The 23,852-nt window shown below is 60.5% G+C and carries 21 protein-coding genes and 1 rRNA gene; 12 read left to right on the top strand and 10 right to left on the bottom strand.

All coding sequences use genetic code 11. The features are described from left to right. Nucleotides 1–25: 25 nt before the first annotated feature. Together rrf and LOY22_RS20380 are read left to right on the top strand one after the other, a co-directional pair. A 5S ribosomal RNA gene (rrf, locus tag LOY22_RS20385) occupies nt 26–141 on the top strand. A gap of 328 nt (nt 142–469) precedes the next feature. Further along, a complete protein-coding gene (locus LOY22_RS20380) occupies nt 470–1,462 on the top strand; it encodes an asparaginase (RefSeq protein ID WP_258594608.1) in 993 nt (330 codons plus the stop codon). Between the two features lie 53 nt (nt 1,463–1,515). On the opposite strand, the gene LOY22_RS20375 is transcribed toward LOY22_RS20380, so the two are convergent. Both LOY22_RS20375 and LOY22_RS20370 read right to left on the bottom strand, forming a co-directional pair. Beyond that, nucleotides 1,516–1,818, bottom strand: coding sequence for a hypothetical protein (locus LOY22_RS20375; protein ID WP_045195772.1), 303 nt, complete (start codon nt 1,816–1,818; stop codon nt 1,516–1,518). Nucleotides 1,819–2,191: 373 nt separating this feature from the next. Beyond that, on the bottom strand, nt 2,192–2,854 hold the full coding sequence (locus LOY22_RS20370; protein ID WP_093380247.1) for an NADPH-dependent F420 reductase: 663 nt from the start codon (nt 2,852–2,854) through the stop codon (nt 2,192–2,194). Between the two features lie 99 nt (nt 2,855–2,953). On the opposite strand from LOY22_RS20370, the gene LOY22_RS20365 reads away from it, so the two are divergent. Then, nucleotides 2,954–3,874 (top strand): LysR family transcriptional regulator, encoded by a 921-nt coding sequence (locus tag LOY22_RS20365; RefSeq protein WP_258594605.1) that lies wholly within the window; start codon nt 2,954–2,956, stop codon nt 3,872–3,874. Between the two features lie 8 nt (nt 3,875–3,882). Here LOY22_RS20365 and LOY22_RS20360 read toward each other — a convergent pair whose 3' ends face one another. The 4 genes from LOY22_RS20360 to LOY22_RS20345 form a co-directional block, all read right to left on the bottom strand. Then, nucleotides 3,883–4,410 carry a Bro-N domain-containing protein gene (locus LOY22_RS20360; RefSeq protein WP_258594603.1) on the bottom strand — a complete coding sequence of 176 codons (528 nt, stop codon included), beginning with the start codon at nt 4,408–4,410 and terminating at the stop codon, nt 3,883–3,885. Nucleotides 4,411–4,691: 281 nt separating this feature from the next. Then, nucleotides 4,692–6,470 carry a hypothetical protein gene (locus tag LOY22_RS20355; protein WP_258594602.1) on the bottom strand — a complete coding sequence of 593 codons (1,779 nt, stop codon included), beginning with the start codon at nt 6,468–6,470 and terminating at the stop codon, nt 4,692–4,694. A gap of 161 nt (nt 6,471–6,631) precedes the next feature. After that, a complete protein-coding gene (locus LOY22_RS20350; RefSeq protein WP_045195614.1) occupies nt 6,632–7,879 on the bottom strand; it encodes a ribonucleotide-diphosphate reductase subunit beta in 1,248 nt (415 codons plus the stop codon). Nucleotides 7,880–8,111: 232 nt separating this feature from the next. Further along, nucleotides 8,112–11,000, bottom strand: a complete 2,889-nt coding sequence (locus LOY22_RS20345; RefSeq protein WP_045195612.1) for a ribonucleoside-diphosphate reductase subunit alpha — start codon at nt 10,998–11,000, stop codon at nt 8,112–8,114. Between the two features lie 768 nt (nt 11,001–11,768). Between LOY22_RS20345 and LOY22_RS20340 the strand changes: the two genes are divergently transcribed. The 3 genes from LOY22_RS20340 to fhuF are packed head-to-tail and all read left to right on the top strand — an operon-like array spanning nt 11,769 to nt 14,637. After that, nucleotides 11,769–12,491 (top strand): response regulator transcription factor, encoded by a 723-nt coding sequence (locus LOY22_RS20340; RefSeq protein WP_045195610.1) that lies wholly within the window; start codon nt 11,769–11,771, stop codon nt 12,489–12,491. After that, nucleotides 12,488–14,104, top strand: a complete 1,617-nt coding sequence (locus tag LOY22_RS20335; protein ID WP_093380250.1) for an ATP-binding protein — start codon at nt 12,488–12,490, stop codon at nt 14,102–14,104. The genes LOY22_RS20340 and LOY22_RS20335 overlap by 4 nt, the downstream gene beginning before the upstream one ends. Next, nucleotides 14,101–14,637 carry a siderophore-iron reductase FhuF gene (fhuF, locus tag LOY22_RS20330; protein ID WP_258594598.1) on the top strand — a complete coding sequence of 179 codons (537 nt, stop codon included), beginning with the start codon at nt 14,101–14,103 and terminating at the stop codon, nt 14,635–14,637. Before LOY22_RS20335 ends, fhuF begins: the two co-directional genes overlap by 4 nt. A 3-nt stretch (nt 14,638–14,640) precedes the next feature. Here the strand turns inward: fhuF and LOY22_RS20325 are convergent, their stop codons facing one another. Beyond that, nucleotides 14,641–15,342, bottom strand: a complete 702-nt coding sequence (locus tag LOY22_RS20325) for a 4'-phosphopantetheinyl transferase (protein ID WP_258594596.1) — start codon at nt 15,340–15,342, stop codon at nt 14,641–14,643. Between the two features lie 62 nt (nt 15,343–15,404). Next, nucleotides 15,405–16,202, bottom strand: a complete 798-nt coding sequence (locus LOY22_RS20320) for a dienelactone hydrolase family protein (RefSeq protein WP_093380259.1) — start codon at nt 16,200–16,202, stop codon at nt 15,405–15,407. Between the two features lie 142 nt (nt 16,203–16,344). On the opposite strand from LOY22_RS20320, the gene LOY22_RS20315 reads away from it, so the two are divergent. The 4 genes from LOY22_RS20315 to LOY22_RS20300 all read left to right on the top strand — a co-directional run bounded on the left by LOY22_RS20315 (nt 16,345) and on the right by LOY22_RS20300 (nt 20,685). Further along, nucleotides 16,345–16,947: an outer membrane protein gene (locus tag LOY22_RS20315; protein ID WP_045195603.1), complete on the top strand. Its 603-nt coding sequence runs from the start codon at nt 16,345–16,347 to the stop codon at nt 16,945–16,947. Between the two features lie 114 nt (nt 16,948–17,061). Further along, nucleotides 17,062–17,739, top strand: coding sequence for a response regulator (locus LOY22_RS20310; RefSeq protein ID WP_045195602.1), 678 nt, complete (start codon nt 17,062–17,064; stop codon nt 17,737–17,739). Beyond that, entirely contained in the window at nt 17,736–19,091 is a 1,356-nt protein-coding gene (locus LOY22_RS20305) for an ATP-binding protein (protein ID WP_093380262.1), read from the top strand. The genes LOY22_RS20310 and LOY22_RS20305 overlap by 4 nt, the downstream gene beginning before the upstream one ends. Before the next feature lie 271 nt (nt 19,092–19,362). After that, nucleotides 19,363–20,685, top strand: a complete 1,323-nt coding sequence (locus LOY22_RS20300) for a dicarboxylate/amino acid:cation symporter (RefSeq protein WP_045195599.1) — start codon at nt 19,363–19,365, stop codon at nt 20,683–20,685. Between the two features lie 122 nt (nt 20,686–20,807). On the opposite strand, the gene LOY22_RS20295 is transcribed toward LOY22_RS20300, so the two are convergent. Together LOY22_RS20295 and LOY22_RS20290 are read right to left on the bottom strand one after the other, a co-directional pair. Then, on the bottom strand, nt 20,808–21,302 hold the full coding sequence (locus LOY22_RS20295) for a SprT family zinc-dependent metalloprotease (protein ID WP_045195598.1): 495 nt from the start codon (nt 21,300–21,302) through the stop codon (nt 20,808–20,810). A 138-nt stretch (nt 21,303–21,440) separates the two neighbouring features. Then, entirely contained in the window at nt 21,441–22,040 is a 600-nt protein-coding gene (locus LOY22_RS20290) for a Yip1 family protein (protein ID WP_093380265.1), read from the bottom strand. 267 nt (nt 22,041–22,307) lie between these two features. Here LOY22_RS20290 and ttcA point away from each other — a divergent pair, with 267 nt between their 5' ends. Continuing rightward, on the top strand, nt 22,308–23,132 hold the full coding sequence (gene ttcA / locus LOY22_RS20285) for a tRNA 2-thiocytidine(32) synthetase TtcA (RefSeq protein ID WP_038993896.1): 825 nt from the start codon (nt 22,308–22,310) through the stop codon (nt 23,130–23,132). A 5-nt stretch (nt 23,133–23,137) separates the two neighbouring features. Further along, on the top strand, nt 23,138–23,809 hold the full coding sequence (locus tag LOY22_RS20280) for a DNA-3-methyladenine glycosylase I (protein ID WP_093380267.1): 672 nt from the start codon (nt 23,138–23,140) through the stop codon (nt 23,807–23,809). Nucleotides 23,810–23,852: the final 43 nt, after the last annotated feature.

Here is a 23,852-nt window from a genome sequence, read left to right as displayed (position 1 = left end):
ACAAGACCTTCTGGCAACAGAATTTCTTGACGACCATAGAGCATTGGAACCACCTGATCCCATCCCGAACTCAGCAGTGAAACGATGCATCGCCGATGGTAGTGTGGGGTTTCCCCATGTGAGAGTAGGTCATCGTCAAGATTAAATTCCGAAACCCCTATCTGCGCATGCAGGTAGGGGTTTTGTCTTTCTGGCGATTCAACTGCTAGTTGCGATCCCTGTGGGCGCCGGCCTTGCCGGCGATGCAGGCAACGCCTGATTAGCTGGAAACACCCGCTAGCATGATTGCCCTTTCCCCAACCCAAGACCATTCCCGCCCCAGCTTCAGACCCGCCTGACTGTCTTATCTAACCGAGTGTCCGCTTAACTGGCGTCCCTCCATAACGATAAGAAGGCCAACGCCCATGTCTGCAAATGCTGCCCCGATCAGTCTCTCTCGCGCCTGCCATCTGGTTACAGGAGCTGGCGTATGACCCTGCCCAAACTCGCCATAGGAACCCTGGGCGGTACCCTGAGCATGCTCCAGTCAGCGGCAGGCGAAGGTGTCACGCCGGGCCTGGACAGCTTGCAGATGCTCGCCGACGCGCCCGGGCTTGCAGATCTTGCGCACATCTCGGCGAAAACCCTGCAGCTGTTACCCAGTGCCTCGTTGTCGTTCATTCAACTGATCGATGTCCTGTACTGGGCCAAGGTCCAGGTGGAAGAGGGCGCCCACGCCGTGGTGCTGAGCCAGGGCACTGACACCCTGGAGGAGGTAGCGTACTTTCTCGAACTGCTCTGGCCCTTCGATGCGCCCCTGATCCTCACCGGTGCCATGCGTGCCGCCAGCGAGCCCGGCGCTGACGGCCCTGCCAATCTGCTGGCAGCGGTGCGGGTGGCGCTGGATGCGCAGAGCCGCGGTCGTGGTGCGTTGGTAGTGATCAATGATCAGATCCATGCCGCGGCCCATGTGCGTAAAACCGAGAGCCTGGCCATGGCGGCTTTCAGCTCACCGCACTTCGGCTGCGAAGGCCTGCTGATAGAGGGGCGTGTCTGTTACCTGAAACCCGCCCGGCCGCGTCAGCCGTTACCCGAACCCTGGCGCCTGGATCAGCGTGTGGTGCTGCTGGAGGCTTATTTTGCCGCCGATACCCTGCTGCTCGAGCAAGTCGCCGGGCTTGGGTATGAAGGGCTGGTGATCGCCGGGTTCGGCGCCGGGCATGTGTCGGCAGCCTGGGCCAAGTGCTTGGGTTACATCACCACCCGGATGCCGGTGATTATTGCCTCGCGAACCGGTTCGGGGCCTACGGCAAATCACACCTATGGCTTCGACGGCGGCGAAATGGACCTGCAACGCAAAGGCGCACTGATGGCGGGTTTCTTGTGTCCGCGCAAATGCCGGGTACTGCTGTGGGTGCTGATCGGCTGCGGGATGGATGACGAGCTGGAGCACTGGCTGGCCGGGTATCGTCAGCCGCGATGAGGGGAAGGTCACGTGGGGCCGCGTGTCGGCCCCACGTGTCTTCGCAGGGGCGCTTAGACGAATCGCTGAGGTGCTACGCCGCGCGGCAGGCGGCTGCTGCCAGGCAGGGCGCTCAGGCGTGCACGCCAGTTGGCCTTGAAGCAGAACGTGCTCGGGGCAGGGCTGGCCTTGGCCATGCGTTGTTTACGCAGCTCTGCCAGGGACGGGGTGGATTTCTTGGCCGACGCAGGCGACTCCGTCTTGACCAGGGACCGCTGACACGATTTGCAGGAAACCTGGTCAGGGGTGGAGGTGCTGGTGAGGTTATTACCGGCGCGACCGCAAGCGACTGCATCGCCGCTGGTTGAGTAGTGCATTACCAAGCTGTACATCTCCAAACATATGAACAAAAGCCCCCTATTTTCGCACAGGTTGGCGGCGGATGCGGCGCCATCGTCAACGCGATGCTGGAGGCTTGAGTCAGAAGGTTGAAGAACGGCGTTGTTTACAGGGGAGAAATGGTACCGAGTGCGCCAATCGCAATGGCCAGCGCCAGAAAACCCACGACGAAGATTGCAAGCTTACCCATGGAGCGCTCCAGATGAAGGTTTTGCGGTGCAGCGCCAGGCTGCAGTCGCGAAATGCGCCCGGTAGAGCGGGGCGCAGGACTATTTTCGCTCTGGCGCTGTTACCGAAACAGATTCAGATGGCGCGGCAAAATGCGGATCAGATCAACTGGAGTGCTGTTGTTCAACGTCGCCAGGCACCTTCAGGCACTTCAACCTCCCGCTCGGCTTGCGCCAGGGCGCGCTTCAAGCCCTCGGCATCAAAAGGTATGCAATAAGCCGGTTTGGCCCGTTCGAACCGCCAGCTTTCATCCAGGCCCCCGGCATCGACCGCGTCGTAACCCAGGTCGTCGAGCAGCCTGCTAACCACCGATTTCGCTTCATCATCATCGCTGGCAACAGGCAGGGCGCGCCGATCTGCTGCGCCGCTACCACGGGCGTCTTTCTCCAAATCCTGGGCAAGAATTGCATTGAATACCTTCACTACCCGCGAACCCGGCAGATGCTCGGCAAGCAGGCGACTGGTAGTGGTTTCGAAACGGTCCAGCGCAGGAAACAGACCATCGCGGTCCGGGTAGTAGTTGTTGGCGTCCATGACGATTTTGCCCTGCAGCCACTGCGCGGGCACGCTGTGGTAGTGCGCGAAGGGAATTGCCAGCAGTACCACGTCAGCAAACCGTGCAGCTTCTTCTGCACTGCCCACTTCGCAGCCGAGAATGCCGCTGCGCACGCTGCTCATGGTCTGCGGCCCCCGTGAGTTGCTGAGCATCACCTTATGCCCGGCGGCCAGCGCCAGCTGCGCCACTGCCCGCCCGATAAAACCTGCCCCGATTATGCCAATGCGCATGTCCTTGCTCCGTTGCGTGATAGGAGCGTTTATGATGATTGGCAACCAGTAGTAGATAAATTACCAAGCTGTATCGAGTGTCGTTACCAGGAGTGTTGAATGATGGATCGCCTGACCAGCATGGGCGCCTTTGTAATGGCCGCTGAAGAGGGGTCCTACGCCAGTGCGGCGCAGCGTTTGGGCATGTCGCCGCAGATGGTGGCCAAGCATGTAGCCGCTCTGGAGCATCGCCTGGGCGCGCGCCTGCTCAACCGTACAACTCGACGGCAAAGCCTGACCGAGCTTGGCAGCGCCTACTACGAGCGCTGCAAGCATATCCTCAGTGAGGCGCAGGCGGCCGACTCCCTGGCGCAGATCATGAATGATACGCCGCGGGGCAAACTGAAGGTCAGTGCGCCAGTTACCTTTGGCTCCTACAGCCTGATGCCAATGGTTACCGACTTTCTACGCCAGTACCCGCAGGTCGAAATTGACCTGCACCTGACCGACCGTTTCGTCGACCTGGTCGAGGAGGGCTTCGAAGTGGCATTTCGCATCGGCCCCCTGGGCACTTCCAGCCTCACCGCCAGGCCCCTGGCACCTTACCGCCTGGTGACCTGCGCTTCACCGCGCTACCTGACCGCCCACGGTATCCCACGAACGCCAGCCGATCTCGAACAGCACGAATGCCTGGGCTACGCCTACTGGTCGCGCCCAGCCGACCGTGAATGGCAATTCGTCCAGGGCGATATGCTGCACAAGGTGCAGGTCGCCAGCCGTTTGCAGGTCAACGAGAGCAGGGCGCTGATGGCAGCGGCGCTGGATGGCTTCGGCATTGTGCTGGGGCCGGAAGACTTTCTGCGCCCGGCGCTGCAAAGTGGCGAGCTGGTGCGGGTGCTGGCTGACTACCAGCCGCCGAGCCGGCAGATGCATTTGCTCTATACCGCCAACCGGCAGAGAACCGCCAAACTGCGACGGTTCATCGATGCGGTGCTGGATCGCTTTGCGGTCAGCCCGGAAACCGGCCACGCAGCTCATTAGCCCCTGACTCAACGCCTCAGCCAGCGCGCCACCACCTGCCGCCAGGGTGGCGATGCTTTGATGGTGCTTCTATGCGCCATACAGCCTGGCTCAAACAGTACCTCTGGCACATCGCGCATGCGAATCCACGGTTCGTGCTGCCACTGCAGCACGCTGAGCGAATGCCTGCCCCAATCCATCTGGCCTATCCTCGGCACGTCCTGCTCTGGCAGATCCTGCCTGTCCCGCAGTACCGCGATCACCTCATAAGTCAGCCAGCGCCGCAGGCTGCGATTCTCCGGAATGTAGTGATGAGCCAGCACCGTGTAGGCCCCGGACTCACTGATCATCACCGTGTCACGGTACTCGCCGTAGCGCAGCAGCGGCAAGGTTCGCCGTTGATCGGCATCGAGCTTGCGCACGATATGTTCGTCGAGGTAACGGCCAATCAGCCGGCCGAGTTCACGAGCGCAGAACCAGGCTTGGGATTCGAGCCAAAGGGCGTGGAGAGGGCGGTTGTGGCGTAGGAAAAGTGTAGCTTCGTAGTGCTTAGTCATATCCGGCTTTCCTTTGAAATGAAAAGCCGCTGCTGTCGAGAGCGGTTGGCCGCTGCGTGAGCGCTTCTTAGGCGCGAAAGTAGAAAGTAAAGTGCCTTGGATTACGGGTCAATCTGCAGGGCGTAGGAAGTTTCTGCATTTTTATTTTCAAGCAGAACGCTCTTTTCTTGTTAGTGATTTCCTGGAAGGTTCGGTGTGAATGTCCGCTTGAAAAATTGTTTGGACAACTAAATACATAAGCTTTGCTCGGGAGAGCGATGCCCCCGAGCATTGAGTAATTCTTAAGGTTTAACTATTTGTCCACCGCATCCAGGGCACATGTTTTTTTCCCACGCAAATTTCATTATTTGTGTGATCTCAAATTTGCAAGTAGGGCAAGGGAAAATTTCACCTGCTTTGAGCTTTCTACTCTTGATAACTGCCACAGGATTGTAGATGTATCGCCTTACTCTGTTGTGAATGTCTTCATATTTTGTAATAAATTGAAATTTCTTATCTTTTTGATGGTGGTCGTATGTGCATGAATAGCTAAGTGCGAATATTGAAAGCTTATTTGGTATGTGACTTTCTTTAGCGCTTACACGGTCCGTTCTCTTGTGCAGTAAGCGTTGGTAAATTAGCTCGGAAAAATCATTCTCTGCTAGCGCGGCATGGTTTTCGGGACTTTCTTCTACCGCAATGTGGCTAGTTTTGTTTTTAATTGCAAAATCTTCAAGGTCTCGCCAGGCAGACATTGCGTGTGAGCTGGCTTCGAAATTTAGTAGTTTTTTCTCTCCGTCAGATTTAATAGCGCTTTTTATCATTGATGCTGAGACGTATTGAAATGCTCCGCCTCGTTTCAGGGGGTTATTTCTATAAGTTACAAATTCGTTCCAGGCGTGAACCAATATGGTGCCGAAGTCTCTAGGGTTTCCCATTGACCCCATAATAAGTAACTCAAAGTTGGTTTTATTATTGATGAGTACGGAGTTGGAAATGTCAGTTCTGAGCAAGTGATGTTGCAAGCGTTTGTCGATGAAGTCCTGGAAGTATTTAATGCACGAGCTTTGGTCGGTTTCGTATATAAGCGATTCATCTAAGTCAATGAGGTGCTGTAAGTCATTACCTATCGAAAGAGGGTGAAGAGTACCCCGGTATGGTACATAGGCGATCCAGAAATATATTGGGTTATCGATAATTTTATTTATGTAAGTTGCTAGAAGTTTTTGCGCATTCCCTTCGTAGTAAAGTTTTTCCCACTCGTCAATGTAAAAGGTTATAGATTTTATTTTTAGCTTTTCTATGATTTTCTTTATAGTTGTTGAGATGTGAGAGATGTCGAGATAACTTAGGTATTTCGAGTGTTCTTCTTGTGAGATTGTAGTTTCTTCTACTTGCTTTATTTTACTTGCGAGATTTAGATCGGCGCCTGTTGGAGATGCCTTAAGGGAGAACTCCTCAATTGCTTCGATCAAGTCTTTTAGCTGGCTATTAATTTTCTGTTGGCCCGCCTCATAGTTTTTTATGGTGTGCGTCCCAGCCAACAGAGGTTTTTGTGCCTCAAGCAGAACATCTAGGGTTTCACTGATTCGCTGAGTTAGCTTGTCTGGAATAATAAGAGATCTTAGCTTTTCAAATGTACCGTTTTTGGTTGAGGTTGTTAATGTCTTCTGAAGGTGCTCTGTAATACTCGTTATCAAAAAGCTTGAAAAAATACGATTAAATATTTCTTGAGTGCAGTCTATTGGGATGTTGAGCTTTTTGGAGTTTAGATATACAGCTAAGTGACCATTCTTGAATAGGTCCTGATTGATGCGATGTCTTGCGAGCAAAAGTAAATGTGTTTTACCTGTTCCGCGCAAACCTTGAAGAACGCCGCTAGATGATCCGGTGTGAGATATCAGCTTGTTGAGATGATCCTTGATATCAACATGTGTTTCGGATAACTCAATGATTTTTTCAGCAGAGGCTTCAAGGCTTAGGTCGAAGTCCGCTCGTAAATCTGAGAAAGATTGCGTGATTTTTTGGACAAGCTCTGTATCTTTTACGATGTCTCGCAGCTTTGCTTTTTGAGTTGCCATTACAAATCCTTTGCACTTTGATGACCAGGGATACGTTTTCTAATATTTACCATGGCTATAGGCCATTATCAATCAGAAGGTCTTTCTGGTTGTGACGAAGTTTTTGATAGAGCAAAAAAAGGACAGCTAGGAGCTGTCCTTTTTTTGTCTTTGAGAGCTAATCAATCCCAGCTCAACGCCCCACCAGTCTGATACTCGATAACCCGAGTCTCGAAGAAGTTCTTCTCTTTCTTCAAGTCCATGATCTCGCTCATCCATGGGAACGGGTTGGTGGTACCTGGGTACTCTTCCTTCAGGCCGATCTGCGACAGGCGACGGTTGGCGATGAACTTGAGGTAGTCCTCCATCATCGCTGCGTTCATGCCCAGCACGCCGCGCGGCATGGTGTCGCGGGCGTATTCGATTTCCAGCTGGGTGCCCTGCAGAATCATCTGCGAGGCTTCTTCCTTCATTTCGGCATCCCACAGGTGCGGGTTTTCGATCTTGATCTGGTTGATCACGTCGATACCGAAGTTCAGGTGCATGGACTCGTCACGCAGGATGTACTGGAACTGTTCGGCAACGCCAGTCATCTTGTTGCGACGACCCATGGACAGGATCTGGGTGAAGCCGCAGTAGAAGAAGATGCCTTCCAGGACGCAGTAGTAGGCGATCAGGTTGCGCAGCAGCTCTTTGTCGGTCTCGACGGTGCCGGTGTTGAACTCAGGGTCGGAGATCGCGCGGGTGTAGCTAAGGCCCCAGGCGGCTTTTTTAGCGACCGACGGGATCTCGTGGTACATGTTGAAGATCTCGCCTTCATCCATGCCCAGCGACTCGATGCAGTACTGGTAGGCGTGGGTATGGATCGCCTCTTCGAAGGCCTGGCGCAGGATGTACTGGCGGCACTCGGGGTTGGTGATCAGGCGGTATACGGCCAGGGCCAGGTTGTTGGCAACCAGGGAGTCGGCGGTGGAGAAGAAGCCCAGGTTGCGCATGACGATGCGACGCTCGTCGTCGGTCAGGCCTTCCGGGTTTTTCCACAGGGCGATGTCCGCGGTCATGTTGACCTCTTGCGGCATCCAGTGGTTGGCGCAGCCGTCCAGGTACTTCTGCCAGGCCCAGTCGTATTTGAACGGTACCAGCTGGTTGAGGTCGGCGCGGCAGTTGATCATGCGCTTTTCGTCAACCGCGACGCGGGCAGCAGAACCTTCCAGCTCAGCCAGGCCTTCGGCGATGTCGAGTTTGTCCAGGGCCGCCTTGGCGCGTTTGACCGCTTCGGAGTCGTCGGCAGTCACGGCGCGCGCTTCCAGGGCAGCCACACCGCCAGCGTTATCGAGCTTGTCGATGCCTGCGGCAGCAGCTTGAGTGGCGGTAGTGCCTTTGGCGGCTTCTTCGCCTTCGTCTTTATCGAATTCGTCCCAGCTCAGCATGGTGGGTCTCCTGCTTGAGGGCCATATCAGTATGGCCGGTGGATCTTGGTTGCGGTGCTTGCGGTTGGGTACTGCGGTGCACGCAAAAACTTGGAATGCTTCCCCGGGCTGAGGCCCTCGGGGGAGGTCGGGGTGGCCCCGACCTTGTTGTTCGGCGCTTTGGAAAGGGGGCGGCAGGGCCGGCCCTTTCGCGGGTCAAGCCCGCTCCTACAGGGAGCGGGCCTTCAGGCGCTTATTGGCAGGCTTCGCAATCCGGCTCGTCGATCGCGCAGGCCTTTGGTACCGGAGCAGGGCCGGCTGGCGCTGCCTGTACCGGGGCGCTGTCGCCACCGCTGGAGACGGCGTTGAGCTTGCCGGTGTTGATGGTCGACTTCTCGGTGCTGGTCGCGGCCAGGGCACGGAGGTAGTAGGTGGTTTTCAGGCCACGGTACCAGGCCATGCGGTAGGTCACGTCGAGCTTCTTGCCCGAAGCGCCGGCGATGTACAGGTTCAGCGACTGGGCCTGGTCGATCCACTTCTGGCGACGGGAGGCGGCATCGACGATCCACTTGGTTTCCACTTCGAAGGCGGTCGCGTAGAGGTCTTTGAGCTCTTGCGGAATGCGCTCGATCTGCTGCACCGAACCGTCGTAGTACTTCAGGTCGTTGATCATGACCGAGTCCCACAGGCCGCGGGCCTTGAGGTCGCGAACCAGGTACGGGTTGATCACGGTGAATTCGCCCGAGAGGTTCGATTTCACGTACAGGTTCTGGTAGGTCGGCTCGATGGACTGCGATACGCCGGTGATGTTGGCGATGGTCGCGGTCGGCGCGATGGCCATGATGTTCGAGTTACGAATACCTTTTTGTACACGGGCACGTACCGGTGCCCAGTCCAGGGTTTCGTTCAGGTCGACGTCGATGTACTTCTGGCCACGGGCTTCGATCAGGATCTGTTGCGAATCCAGCGGCAGGATGCCTTTGGACCACAGCGAGCCCTGGAAGGTCTCGTAGGCGCCACGCTCGTCGGCCAGGTCGCAGGACGCCTGGATGGCGAAGTAGCTGACCGCTTCCATCGACTTGTCGGCGAACTCGACGGCAGCGTCGGAGCCGTAAGGGATGTGCTGCAGGTACAGCGCGTCCTGGAAGCCCATGATGCCCAGGCCGACCGGACGGTGCTTGAAGTTCGAGTTACGCGCTTGCGGCACCGAGTAGTAGTTGATGTCGATCACGTTGTCGAGCATGCGCACGGCGGTGTTGACGGTGCGCTGCAGCTTGGTGGTGTCCAGCTTGCCATCGACAATGTGGTTCGGCAGGTTGATCGAGCCCAGGTTGCAGACCGCGATCTCGTCCTTGTTGGTGTTCAGGGTGATCTCGGTGCACAGGTTCGAGCTGTGCACCACGCCCACGTGCTGCTGCGGCGAACGCAGGTTGCACGGGTCCTTGAAGGTCAGCCATGGGTGGCCGGTCTCGAACAGCATCGAGAGCATCTTGCGCCACAGGTCTTTGGCCTGGATGGTCTTGAACACCTTGATCTTGTTGTACTCGGTCAGGGCTTCGTAGTACTCGTAGCGCTCTTCGAAGGCCTTGCCGGTCAGGTCGTGCAGGTCTGGCACTTCCGATGGCGAGAACAGGGTCCACTTGCCGTCATCGAAGACGCGCTTCATGAACAGGTCAGGGATCCAGTTGGCGGTGTTCATGTCGTGGGTACGACGACGGTCATCACCGGTGTTCTTGCGCAGCTCGATGAATTCTTCGATGTCCAGGTGCCAGGTTTCCAGGTAGGCACAGACAGCGCCCTTGCGCTTGCCACCCTGGTTAACGGCGACGGCGGTGTCGTTGACCACTTTCAGGAACGGCACGACGCCCTGGGATTTACCGTTGGTGCCCTTGATGTAGGAGCCCAGTGCACGCACAGGGGTCCAGTCGTTGCCCAGGCCACCGGCGAATTTCGACAGCATGGCGTTGTCGTGGATCGCGTGGTAGATGCCCGACAGGTCGTCCGGCACGGTGGTCAGGTAGCAGCTCGACAGCTGCGGGCGCAGGGTACCGGCGTTGAACAGGGTCGGGGTCGAGGCCATGTAGTCGAAGGACGACAACAGGTTGTAGAACTCGATGGCACGGGCTTCTTTGTCTTTCTCTTCCAGCGCCAGGCCCATGGCCACGCGCATGAAGAACACCTGAGGCAGCTCGAAGCGTACGCCATCCTTGTGGATGAAGTAGCGGTCGTACAGGGTCTGCAGGCCCAGGTAGGTGAATTGCTGGTCGCGCTCGTGGTTGATCGCCTTGCCCAGTTTTTCCAGGTCGAAGTCGGCCAGGGCAGGGTTGAGCAGTTCGAACTCGACACCCTTGGCGATGTAGGCAGGCAGGGCCTTGGCGTACAGCTCGGCCATTTCGTGGTGGGTGGCGCTCTCGGCGACTTCGAGGAAGCCCAGGCCTTCGGCGCGCAGGGTGTCCATCAGCAGGCGGGCGGTCACGAACGAGTAGTTCGGCTCGCGCTCGACCAGGGTACGGGCGGTCATCACCAGGGCGGTGTTGACGTCGGTGAGGGCCACGCCGTCGTAGAGGTTCTTCAGGGTTTCGCGCTGGATCAGGTCGCCATCGACTTCGGCCAGGCCTTCGCAGGCTTCGCTGATGATGGTGTTCAGGCGGTTCATGTCCAGTGGCGCCAGGCTGCCGTCGGCGCGGGTGATGCGGATGCTTGGGTGCGGCTGCACGCCGGCGTCTTCGGCGTGGCCACGGGTGGCACGCTCCTTGGCACGCTGGTCGCGGTAGATCACGTAGTCACGGGCGACTTTCTGTTCGCCGGCACGCATCAGGGCCAGTTCGACCTGGTCCTGGATTTCTTCGATGTGGATGGTGCCGCCCGAAGGCATGCGACGCTTGAAGGTCGCGGTGACTTGTTCGGTCAGGCGGGCAACGGTGTCGTGGATGCGCGACGAGGCGGCGGCGGTGCCGCCTTCAACTGCGAGGAACGCTTTGGTGATGGCCACGGTGATCTTGTCATCGGTGTAGGCGACGACAGTGCCGTTACGCTTGATCACGCGCAGTTGGCCCGGAGCGGTGGCAGCCAGATCCTGGTTCGAATCAGCGGCCTGCGGCGCCAAAGCCTGCGGGTTCTCGCGAGTTGTGTCGGTTTGCATGGGTGTCTCCACGTTCTCTAAGTATGTTTAGGCGCTTTGTGAGCGCCAACCGTTCCGTCCGAAAGCCCAACAACCGACCTTGAGGGCGCGCAGGAACGAGCGTTCCGGCATGCCGCACAGGTCGGGCATACTCACTTCGGGACAGTTCAGGAATTAGGGCAAATGCTTGCCGCTCCCTGGCCGAAGTCAAAGGTCTTGAATCTACGACTCAAAACTGTTGCTGTCGGGTGTGCCGATGGCTTGCAACACCCGTACCCGAAACAACACCCTCCAAGGGTTTGCAACGGAAGCCTGCGCAGGAGCGGTTTGGCTGCTGATCTCTTCTAAAGTTCCAGCAAAAAATCTAGCCGTTGAGGGCTTGAGTTCTCTGCTTGACTTGTGCTTGGGATTTTCAGGAAACCCCAAGATGTAGTGTTTTGTTTCGCTTGGGATACAAGATAATGCGGTCTTGGGGGTAATGCAAGGTCGCGGTCTGTGGATAACTTGTGCGTATTTTGTGAGTGATTTCACTCAACCCCTTGTAGGCCGCGTCTTAGCGCGCAATGACCGCCCGTCACCGATTTTTTCGCGGGGCAAAGGGTCGCAGGCGGATTTTGCGGGCGCGAACCCTATCACAAAAAATCGGCTTGTCCGAGCGCCTTGCCCACTGGTTTTTTACTGCGGGTAACGGCGGTTGGCAGGCGCCGGTACCCGACGTAGTATCCGGGGCCAATGTTGCCTTTTGGTGATCTGGGCACTCTTTATAACAACAAGCTGTTGAGGTGAGCCGTGGAGCAGAGCAGTCGGGTATTGATCGTCGAGGATGACCAGCGGCTGGCTGACCTGACCCGTGAATACCTGCAGGCCAATGGCTTTGTCGTGGACGTGGAGGGCGATGGCGCCCGGGCGGCGGCGCGAATCATCGCCGAGCAGCCCGACCTGGTGATCCTCGACCTGATGCTGCCTGGCGAGGACGGCCTGAGTATCTGCCGCAAGGTGCGCAAGCAGTACCCCGGGCCGATCCTGATGCTCACCGCGCGCAGCGACGACCTCGACCAGGTCCAGGGCCTGGACCTGGGCGCCGACGACTACGTGTGCAAACCGGTGCGCCCGCGCTTGCTGCTGGCGCGTATCAACGCCCTGCTGCGGCGCAGCGAGGCTGCGGCCGAGCCGCAAGTACCGCAAGCTTTGCAGTTCGGCCCGTTGCGGGTCGATAACACCTTGCGCGAGGCCTGGCTGTACGACAGCGGCATCGAACTGACCAGCGCCGAGTTCGACCTTTTATGGCTGCTGGTAAGCAACGCCGGGCGCACCTTGTCGCGCGAGGAGATCTTCACCTCCCTGCGCGGCGTCGGCTATGACGGCCAGGACCGCTCCATTGATGTGCGTATTTCGCGCATCCGCCCGAAAATAGGCGACGACCCGGAGCACCCACGGATGATCAAGACCATCCGCAGCAAAGGCTACCTGTTCGTTCGTGAAGCGGCCCAAGCCATGGGCCAGGTGCCATGAACTCGATCTTTTTGCGCATCTATGGCGGCATGCTCGCCGCCCTGGTGCTGGTGGCGGTGCTTGGCGTGCTCAGCCTGCACCTGCTCAACGAGGTGCGCGCCGGCCAGTACCGCGAACGCCTGGCCCACGGCACCTTTACCCTGATGGCTGACAACCTGGCGCCGCTGGATGCTGTCGAGCGCAAGCGCGCGCTGTTGATCTGGGAGCGCCTGCTGGGGATTCCCCTGGAGTTGCAGGCGCTGAGCAGTACTGCGCTGGACGGTAGCCAGCGCAGCGGCTTGCAGCGTGGGCAGGTACTGGTCGAGAAGACCGGCCCGCACGCGGCCAAGGTGCTGCGCCAGGTCGGTGATCAGGATTTGCTGCTGGTCGGTGAAGTGCAGCAGATCAGCGAGCAACTGGCCCGCGCCACTATTTATCTGCTCGCCGATGAACTGGTGCGCTACCCGGTGGCCGAGCAGCCCCAGCGCCTGGCCGCCCTCAAGCAGAGCAAGGGTTTTGGCTTCGACCTGCGCCTGCAGCGGGTCAATCAGACCGACATGGACGAAGACCAGCGCCGGCGCATCGATGAAGGCGACACGGTGATGGCCCTGGGCAAGGACGGTGACTCGATCCGCGTGTTCGCCGGCTTGGTCGGCACGCCCTGGGTACTGGAAATCGGCCCGCTGTACCAGATGAACCCCTATCCGCCGCAGTTGCTGGTACTGATTGCGGTGCTGGGCCTGTGCCTGATCGGCCTGATCGTCTACCTGTTGGTGCGCCAGCTGGAGCGGCGCCTGTCGGGGCTTGAGGCCGCGGCAACGCTGATCGCCCAGGGCAGCCTGGAAACCCGCGTGGCGGCCGACGACGCCGACTCGGTCGGGCGCCTGGCCGCAGCGTTCAATGGCATGGCCGAACACCTGCAGCGCTCGCTGACCATCCAGCGCGAGCTGGTGCGGGCGGTGTCTCACGAGCTGCGCACGCCGGTTGCGCGCTTGCGCTTTGGCCTGGAGATGATCGCCAGCGCCAGTAGTGACCAGGCCCGGGACAAGTACCTGACCGGCATGGACGGCGATATCCAGGACCTCGACAAGCTGGTCGATGAGATGCTCACCTACGCGCGCCTGGAGCAGGGCGCGCCGGCCCTGCATTTCCAGCGCGTCGACCTGGATGCCTTGCTCGACCAGGTGATCGCCGAGCTGGCGCCGCTGCGCCGCGAGGTGCGGGTGCTGCGCGGTCCCTGCCAGGGCGGCGAAAAGGGCCCGGACGGGCAGGGGCCGTGGGTCGAGGCCGAGCCGCGCTACCTGCACCGGGCGCTGCAGAACCTGGTCAGCAATGCCATGCGCCACGCCGAATCACAGGTCAGCCTCAGCTATCAGCTGGGCCTGCAACGGTGCCGGATCGATGTCGAGGACGATGGCCCCGGCGTGCCGGAAAGCGTCTGGGAGCGCATCTTCACCCCCTTTACCCGCCTCGACGACAGCCGCACGCGTGCCTCTGGCGGGCATGGCCTGGGCTTGTCTATCGTGCGGCGGATCATTTACTGGCATGGCGGGCGGGCGTCTGTGGGGCGCAGCGAGCGCCTGGGCGGCGCCTGCTTCAGCCTCAACTGGCCGCGCAACCAGGACGGCGCATGAGTTCGCCGATCACCCTGCAGGCGTTGCTCGACGAAACCCGCTTCGATGCCTTGCTGCTGGCATTGTATGGCCCCGAACTGATGCCAGCGCAGCGGCCGGTGCTGGTCTCGCAGTGGTCCAAGTACTATTTCGCGCTGCTCTGGCGGACGTTGCGCGAGGGTGCAAGCCTGGCGGCTTTCAGCCAGACATCGCTGCTGCTGGATGAGCGCGGCTTGCCGCTTGCGCTGATCGCCGACGGCGCCCCCTGCCAGGACTTGCTGGCTGAGCATCTGCAACCGCTGGTTGCGCGCCTGGCCGAGCGGGGCGCGCTGGCAACGGCGGTGTTGTGGGGCAATGCCGGTGATTGCCTGGATCAACTGCTGCAAGGCAGTGGCGACAGCTCAGGCTTGCAGGTGCTGCTGTCAACGCCCGGCAGCCCTTTGTATGCCGCCGTCAGCCAGGATGCTCGAGGACGGCGTCGGCGCCGCACCTGCTGCCTGAGTTACAAGGTCGACTGGGTCGGGCATTGCGAGCATTGCCCGTTGCTGCCCTGAAACTCAGACGCTGACCAGGCTCAACAGCTGGTCATCCTGCAGGCAGAACTGCCCCTCAAGCTCCCGGCCGTGGTGCCAGTGCGCCGACAGGTCGGTCAGCAGGCGCAGGCGCGCATGGCCGTCTGCGGACCACTCCAGCACTTCGGCATGCTCGAAATAGAAGCGCTGCTTGACGATCGGGTAGAGCGCCTTGAACAGGCTTTCTTTCAGCGAGAAGGTCAGGGTCACGGTCAGGCCCACCTGGCTGGGGTCCATACGCTGCAGTTCGGCGTCAGTGAGAATCTCCCGGGCCAGGCGTTCGGCGCGCTCGTCGCTGAGCAGGCATTCCTGGTCCAGGCCCAGGCCCTGGCAATCGCTGCTGCGCGCCACCACGGCGGCGGCCCAGCCTTTGCCGTGGGTGATCGAGCCGCAGATGCCGGCCGGCCAGATCGGCGCGCGGTCTTCATCGGTGCCGGGGACATAGTCGCGGCCATCGAGCTGCATCAAGGCGGCGCGGGCACACACCCGGCCGGCCAGGTACTCGGCCTGGCGCTTGGCCACCGAGCGTTGCAGGCTGGCGGTTTGCTCGATACCGGCGCGAGCGAAGTCGTCGCTGGCAAGCAGGGCGGGGTCGAACGGGCAACTGACCAGGATCGCGCCGGGGACCGGACGCGGCAGGGGCCAGTGGTGCAGGAGCGGGGCGCAGCAGGTGGGCAGTCGGTTCATGGCCGGTATTGTGCCGTGGCTGCTGCCAACGTGTCACGGTATAGGCGCGGGCTTGCCGGGGGTCAACCTTTAGTGAAGATCTTCTTGAAGAACGCCTGCAAGTCCGCCCACGAGCTTTCATCCGCCGCCTTGTTGTAGCCAATATCCGGCCCGCCATGCTCGCCATGGCTGAGGCGGTCGGCATCGGGGTTGGTAAAGCCGTGCTTGGCCCCGGGAATGCTGACGAACTCATAGGTCGCCCCGGCTGCGTCCATTTCTTCCTTGAATTTCTCCACCTGCTCCGCGGTCACCATGCTGTCGCTGGCGCCATGCTCTACCAGCACTTTGGCCTTGACGCTGCCCGCTGTCGCCGGCGTGTTGGTGACCAGCGCACCATGGAAGCTGGCCACCCCGGCCAGCGCTTCACCACGGCGCGCGGCGTCGAGCACCACCTTGCCGCCGAAACAGTAGCCGATGGCGGCGATCTGCTCTTTATCGGTCTGTGGCTGAAGCTTGAGCAGTTCAACCCCGGCATCGAAGCGCTCGGCTGCCGCGCTCGGGTCTTTCAGCGCGGCAGCCATGAACGCCTGGGCATCGGCCGGGTGCTCGGTGTGCTTGCCGTCGCCATACATGTCGATGGCCAGGGCGCTGTAGCCAAGCCCGGCAAGGTCGCGGGCGCGGCGCTTGGCATAGTCGTTGAGCCCCCACCATTCATGCACCACCACCACGCCCGGGCGTTTGCCCTCGGCGGCGTCGTCGTAGGCGTAATAGCCGACCAGGCGCTTGCCATCGGCATCCTGGTAGGGAATCTCACGGGTTTGCACCGCCGCCTGGGCCAGGCTGGCGGCACCGATCAGGGCCAGAGCGAGCAGACAACGCATGGTCGTACTCCTTGATTGCAGTCGGTTTTGCTCTCAGTGCAGCTGTTCAGCCGAGGTTCAGCCAGGGTTCAGCGGCGGTTCAGGAGGGCTTGCTTACTCTAGCTTCCACACCAACACAGTGCATCACCTGGAGTACCACACGATGAAAAAGCTCAACACCCTGCTGCTCACCGTTGCTTTCCTTGGCGCCAGCGCCGCCGCCCAGGCCGCTGACACCACCTTCGCCGGCGTCACTTATGGTCAGACCAGCGACAAGATGAAAAAGTCCGGCCTGTTGACCCGCAACACCGATCACCTGAACACCGACGGCATCATCAGCAAGGACAGCACCTACGGCATCCGCGTCGGCCAGATGAACGACCAGGGCCGCTACTACCTGACCTACGACAACGTCTCCAACGACCACAGCGGCCTGAAAGTACGCCAGGAAAACCTCCTGGGCAGCTACGACATGTTCTACCCGCTGGGCAACACCACCAAGCTGTTCGGTGGCGCCAGCGCCGGCCTGACCAAGATGAGCATGGAATCCTCCGGCTACAGCCGCGACACCGACACCGGTTACGCCATCGGCCTGCAAGCCGGCGTGCTGCAGCAAGTCAGCGACAATGCCTCGGTGGAACTGGGCTACCGTTACCTGCGCAGCAACGCCAGCACCGAGTTGTCCGAGCATGACGGTCCGAAAGTCGGCAGCCTGCGCCTGAACAGCAGCGCCCAGACCTACCTGTCGGCCAACTACGCGTTCTAAGTCGCCTGGCGATGTCCGAACCGGCCTGCATGCGCACGGCCGGTTCGCTGTTATTCTGCATTCGTCTACAAAATTGACTGGCCAATGAAGGCCGGCACGGGTCTGGAGGAGCGTATGAAACTGCTGGTGGTCGAGGATGAGGCACTCTTGCGTCATCACTTGTACAGCCGCTTGACGGAAAGCGGGCATGTGGTCGAAGCGGTGGCCGATGCCGAGGAGGCCCTGTACCAGGCCGAGCAGTTCAACCATGACCTGGCGGTGATCGACCTGGGCCTGCCGGGCATGAGCGGGCTCGACCTGATCCGCCAATTGCGTTCCCAGGGCAAGAGTTTCCCGATCCTGATCCTCACCGCCCGTGGTAACTGGCAGGACAAGGTCGAAGGCCTGGCCGCCGGCGCCGACGACTATGTGGTCAAACCCTTTCAGTTCGAAGAACTCGAAGCCCGTCTCAACGCCTTGCTGCGCCGCTCCAGCGGCTTTACCCAGTCGACCATCGCTGCCGGTCCCCTGGTGCTCGACCTCAATCGCAAACAGGCAACCCTCGACGAACAACCCCTGGCGCTGACCGCTTATGAATACCGCATCCTCGAGTACCTGATGCGTCATCACCAGCAGGTGGTGGCCAAGGACCGCCTGATGGAGCAGCTGTACCCGGACGATGATGAGCGCGACCCGAATGTCATAGAGGTGCTGGTCGGCCGCCTGCGGCGCAAGCTTGAGGGCAGCAACGGCTTCAAGCCGATCGATACCGTCCGCGGCCTGGGTTATCTGTTCACCGAGCGTTGCCGATGATCCGTTCGTTACGACTGCGCTTGATGCTGGCGGCTGCGGTGCTGGCGCTGCTGTTCATGCTCGGCTTGCTGCCGGCCTTGCAGAAGGCCTTCAGCCTGGCCTTGCAGGAATCGATCGAGCAGCGCCTGGCCTCGGACGTCACTACCTTGATTTCCGCCGCGCGCATCGAGAAAGGCAACCTGCAGATGCCGGTGCTGTTACCCGACGAGAAATTCAACCTGCCCGACAGCCGCCTGCTCGGCTACATCTACGACCGCCAGGGCAACCTGGTGTGGCGCTCACGGGCCACGGCGGATGAGAACATCAACTACACCCCGCGCTACGACGGGCGCGGCAACGAATTTGCGCGGATTCGCCAGGACAACGGCGAGGAGTTCTTCGTCTACGACGTCGAGGTCAAGCTGCTTGGCGGCAAGACCGCCGCCTTCAGCATCGTCGCCCTGCAACCGGTGCGTGAATACCAGCACACCCTCGACGGGCTGCGCGAAAAACTCTACCTGGGCTTTGGCGCGGCGTTGCTGGCGTTGCTGGTGCTGCTCTGGGCCGGCCTGACCTGGGGCCTGCGTTCGCTGCGGCAGATGAGCCGCGAGCTTGATGATGTCGAATCCGGTGCCCGCGAAGGCCTGAGCGGTGAGCACCCGCGGGAGTTGCTGCGCCTGACCGACTCGCTCAACCGCCTGCTGCGCAGCGAACGCGAGCAGCGCCGGCGCTATCGGGATTCGCTCGGCGACCTGGCCCACAGCCTGAAAACCCCGTTGACCGTGCTCCAGGGCGTCAGTGAGAGCATGGCCCAGCGCCGCGAAGACCGTGAGCAGGCGCGGGTGCTGCAAAGCCAGATCGAGCGCATGAGCCAGCAGATCGACTACCAGTTGCAGCGCGCCAGCCTGCGCAAGAGCGGCCTGGTGCGCCACCAGGTGCAGTTGCGACCATTGCTCGACAGCCTGTGCAGCACCCTGGCCAAGGTCTACCGCGACAAACATGTGCACATCAGCGTGGACGTGCCGGCCAACGCCATGGTGCCCATGGAGCAGGGCGCCTTGCTCGAGTTGCTCGGCAACCTGCTGGAGAACGCCTACCGCCTGTGCCTGGGCCAGGTTCGCATCAGCCTGCAGGCCAATGAGGCACAGGTGGTGCTGTGCATCGAGGACGACGGCCCGGGCGTGCCGCCCGACCAGCGCGAACGCATCCTCCAGCGTGGCGAGCGCCTCGACCGGCAGAACCCGGGGCAGGGCATTGGCCTGGCGGTGGTCAAGGACATCATCGAAAGCTACGACGCCACCCTGACCCTCGATGACTCGCCGCTGGGCGGTGCGGCCTTTCGCATCCGTTTTGAGCTGGAGCGAAATACCTAGGCGGATTACCGCCATCATTGTCACAAACCTTTGCGTGGCGTGCGGAAATCCGCCAACCCCAGCCCCTCGACCTGCAACCTCTTTGTGCATCGCAGCCCCGTAAAACCGGGGCTTGCACCGTTAAAGCGCATTTTGGCATCGGGCTTGCTATGGACTCATCAGAGTTCTGCCAGGCAGCTCGACACAACAAATCCCTCCAGTGCAGGAGGGTTCGCGCTTTAGGTACCCCGCATCCTGGGAAGGATGAGCCGGTACCCTTGAGGAATTAGCCATGACGACGCGTCAGCCACTGTACAAATCGCTGTATATCCAGGTGTTAGTAGCGATCACCATCGGTATCCTGCTGGGCCATTACTACCCTGAAACCGGCGTGGCCCTGAAGCCACTGGGTGACGGGTTCGTCAAACTGATCAAAATGGTCATCGCCCCGATCATCTTCTGTACCGTGGTCAGCGGCATCGCCGGCATGCAGAACATGAAATCGGTCGGCAAGACCGGTGGCTACGCGCTGCTCTACTTCGAAATTGTCTCGACCATCGCCCTGATCATCGGCCTGGTGGTGGTCAACGTGGTCAAGCCTGGCGCCGGCATGCACATCGATGTCAGCACCCTCAACGCCAGCAGCGTGGCCGCTTACGCCGCCGCCGGCGCGCAGCAGACCACCGTCGGCTTCCTGCTCAACATCATCCCCAACACCGTGGTCGGCGCCTTCGCCAACGGCGACATCCTGCAAGTGCTGATGTTCTCGGTGATCTTCGGCTTCGCCCTGCATCGCCTGGGTGCCTACGGCAAGCCGCTGCTGGACCTGATCGACCGCTTCGCCCATGTCATGTTCAACATCATCAACATGATCATGAAGCTGGCGCCGGTCGGTGCATTCGGTGCCATGGCCTTCACCATCGGCCAGTACGGCGTCGGTTCGCTGGTGCAACTGGGCCAGCTGATGATCTGCTTCTACGTCACCTGCGTGCTGTTCATCCTGGTGGTGCTCGGCGGTATCGCCCGCGCCCACGGTTTCAGCATCCTCAAGCTGATCCGCTACATCCGTGAAGAGCTGATGATCGTCCTCGGTACCTCCTCCTCGGAGTCGGCGCTGCCACGCATGCTGACCAAGATGGAGCGTCTGGGCGCGAAGAAATCCGTGGTTGGCCTGGTGATCCCGACCGGCTACTCGTTCAACCTCGACGGCACCTCGATCTACCTGACCATGGCCGCGGTGTTCATCGCCCAGGCCACCGACACCACCATGGACATCACCCACCAGATCACCCTGCTGCTGGTGCTGCTGGTTGCTTCCAAAGGTGCTGCCGGCGTTACCGGTAGTGGCTTCATCGTCCTCGCCGCAACCCTGTCGGCCGTTGGCCACCTGCCGGTTGCCGGCCTGGCGCTGATCCTTGGCATCGACCGCTTCATGTCCGAAGCCCGCGCCCTGACCAACCTGATCGGCAACGCTGTGGCCACCGTGGTCGTGGCCAAGTGGGTCAAGGAACTGGACGAAGACAAGCTGCACGCCGAGCTGGCGTCCGGCGGCTCGCCGCTGACCGACACCCGCCCGATGGATGACCTCGGTGTGGCTGAAGGCCCTGCTCGCTAACCGGCAGGCTGCGTAGCGCAAAAAGCCCATCTTCGGATGGGCTTTTTTGTGTCTGCGGGGGCTTCATCACGGGGCAAGCCCGCTCCTGCAGATGGGGGGGAGCGGACTTGCCCCGCGATGCTTTATTCCACCCGGGTCTCGCCGCTATACACCAGGGTATGGCGACAGCGCCGGCACAGGTAGCGCCGCCCCTGGCGCACCAGGCTGTGGCGTTGCGCCGAGAACGGGAAGTCGCTGCCAGCGCACGGGCAGCGGTAGATGTAGCGGGTGACCGTGCGGCGCTTGACCGCGTAGTTGTGGCAGCGGTGTGGCGGCAGCTCGTACACGCCGCGCATGATCAGCTGCCATTCCTCGCCATGGGGCTGGATACGCTCGCCAAACAGTTGGTGGGCCACCAGGTGGGCGACCTCGTGGGGTACGGTCTGCTTGAGGAAGTCTTCGCTGTTTTCGCGGTACAGCTGCAGGTTGAAGCGCAGCAGGTTCTCGTGCAGGTGCGCGACGCCGGCCTTCTGGCCGCGCAGCTTGAAGCTGACTTCGGGGCGCGGGAAGGGCCGTTTGAAAAAGGTTTCGGCTTGCTGGTAACAGGTTTCGACGCGGGATTTGAGCAGTTCGGGCATATCGGGGAACACTCCTGGCCGACAATTATGCCGCAACCGCGGCGGCGCTGCCGAGCCACCTGTCAGCGCACAGTATCAGGCCGCCTTGCGGCGGCCTGATGGTGAGTGCACCTATGTTGCTGTTTCTAATAATGCAGGTCAGTTGGTGTAGACGGGCCCCACGCCCAGTCCCCAGACAATCACGGTGAAGGCCATGATGGCGACCAGCACCACCAGCCCTACCGCCAGTACCGAACTCGAGAACAGAAAGCCCTCATCGGAAGGAATGTTCATGAAGGTCGGCAGGCCGACATACAGCAGGTACACCGTGTAGCACACCGCTGCGGTGCCGACGATCATGCCCAGCCACAGGTGAGGGTACAGCGCCGCCAGGCCGCCGACGAACAGGGGCGTCGCGGTGTAGGTGGCAAAGGCGATGCAGCGCGCCAGGCTTGGGTTGGCATCGTAGGTGCGGGCCATCCAGTGGATGAACGCGCCCATCACCGCCACGCCGCCGAGCATGGCCAGGTAGGACATGATGGTCATCCACAGCGCGCTTTCCTGGGTCAGCATGACCGGCGCGCGATCACCGATGACCCAGCCGACCTGGGTGGTGCCGATAAACGCCGAAACCGCCGGGATCGCGGCGAGGATCAGCGTGTGGGTCAGGTACATGTGGCTTATGCTTTCTTCTTCACCGCGTATTTCTTTCCATTCCTGATCGGGATGGGTAAATAGCCCAACAACGTGATGGATCATGCCGGTCACTCCTTTCGTTGTTGCCATCGCCCCCCAGCGGAGCGCTTGCGGCCCCAAGTCTGGGCCAGAGGTTGGAGGTCACCTTTGTGTGGCCTTATGTCGCAGTATAGGAAGGCGTTCGCCGCATAAAGCCGGCTTTTTAGAGCAAATCGCGCTGTCAGGGCCGTGCTTAATCACGATGCAGTCTTTATCGGATTGGCCTACGCCCACTGGCGGTTTAAGGGTAAAATGCTCGGCTTTTGTCACACCTCGCGGATTCCAAGCGCTATGGGCACCCTTTCGGTCAACCAGAACAAACTGCAAAAACGCCTGCGTCGTCTCGCCGGCGAAGCCATCACCGACTTCAACATGATCGAAGACGGTGACAAGGTCATGGTCTGCCTGTCCGGCGGCAAAGACAGCTACACCATGCTCGATGTTCTGCTGCACCTGCAGAAAGTGGCGCCGATCAAGTTCGACATCGTCGCGGTGAACATGGACCAGAAGCAGCCGGGCTTTCCCGAGCACGTGCTGCCGGCCTACCTCGAGGCGCTCGGTGTCGAGTACCACATCGTCGAGAAAGACACCTACTCGGTGGTCAAGGAACTGATCCCGGAGGGCAAGACCACCTGCTCGCTGTGCTCGCGCCTGCGCCGTGGCACCCTGTACACCTTCGCCGACGAAATCGGCGCGACCAAGATGGCCCTGGGGCATCACCGCGACGACATCGTCGAGACCTTCTTCCTCAACATGTTCTTCAACGGCACCCTCAAGGCCATGCCGCCCAAGCTGCGTGCCGACGACGGGCGCAACGTGGTAATCCGCCCGCTGGCCTACTGCAGCGAGAAGGACATCCAGGCCTACTCGGACATGAAGGAATTCCCGATCATCCCGTGCAACCTCTGCGGCTCCCAGGAAAACCTGCAGCGCCAGGTGGTCAAGGACATGCTGGTGGAGTGGGAGCGCAAGACCCCGGGGCGTACCGAGAACATCTTCCGTGGCCTGCAGAACGTGGTGCCGTCGCAGCTGGCTGACCGCAACCTGTTCGACTTCACCAGCCTGAAGATCGACGAAACCGCCACCCCGCGCTTTGTCGACGTGCTGAACATCTGACGGCCATGCGCGATTACCAATGGCTGCATGAGTATTGCCTGAACCGCTTCGGCTCGGCCGCCGCCCTCGAAGCGCACCTGCCTCAGGCGAAAAGCCCCGCGCAGTTGCGTGAGATCGGCGCCGACCGCTACCTGTCGACCCTGGCCCTGCGGGTGTTTCGCGCCGGCTTGAAGCACAGCCTGGTGGACGCCAAGTGGCCGGCCTTCGAGCAGGTGTTTTTCGGCTTCGACCCGCAAAAGGTCGTGCTGATGGGTGCCGAGCACCTGGAGCGGCTGATGCAGGACACGCGCATCATCCGCCACCTGGGCAAGCTCAAGAGCGTGCCGCGCAATGCGCAGATGATCCTCGACATCGAGAAGCAGCACGGCAGCTTTGGCGCGTTCATTGCCGACTGGCCGGTGACCGACATCGTCGGTCTGTGGAAGTACCTGGCCAAGCATGGCAACCAGCTGGGCGGGCTGTCGGCGCCGCGTTTCTTGCGCATGTGCGGCAAGGACACCTTCATCCCCACCAATGACATGGCCGCGGCGCTGATCGCCCAGGACATCATCGACAAGCCGCCGACCAGCCAGCGCGACCTGGCCCTGGTGCAGGAAGCCTTCAACCAGTGGCATGCGCAGAGCGGGCGGCCGCTGTGCCAGCTGTCGGTGATGCTGGCGCACACCGTCAATCACTGAAATCGCTGGTGCCGCCATCGCTGGCAAGCCAACTCCCGCAAAA

This window comes from Pseudomonas sp. B21-035, from assembly GCF_024748945.1.
In the GTDB taxonomy this organism is placed as follows: Bacteria; Pseudomonadota; Gammaproteobacteria; order Pseudomonadales; family Pseudomonadaceae; genus Aquipseudomonas.
This window is presented reverse-complemented; position numbering and strand designations above follow the sequence as displayed.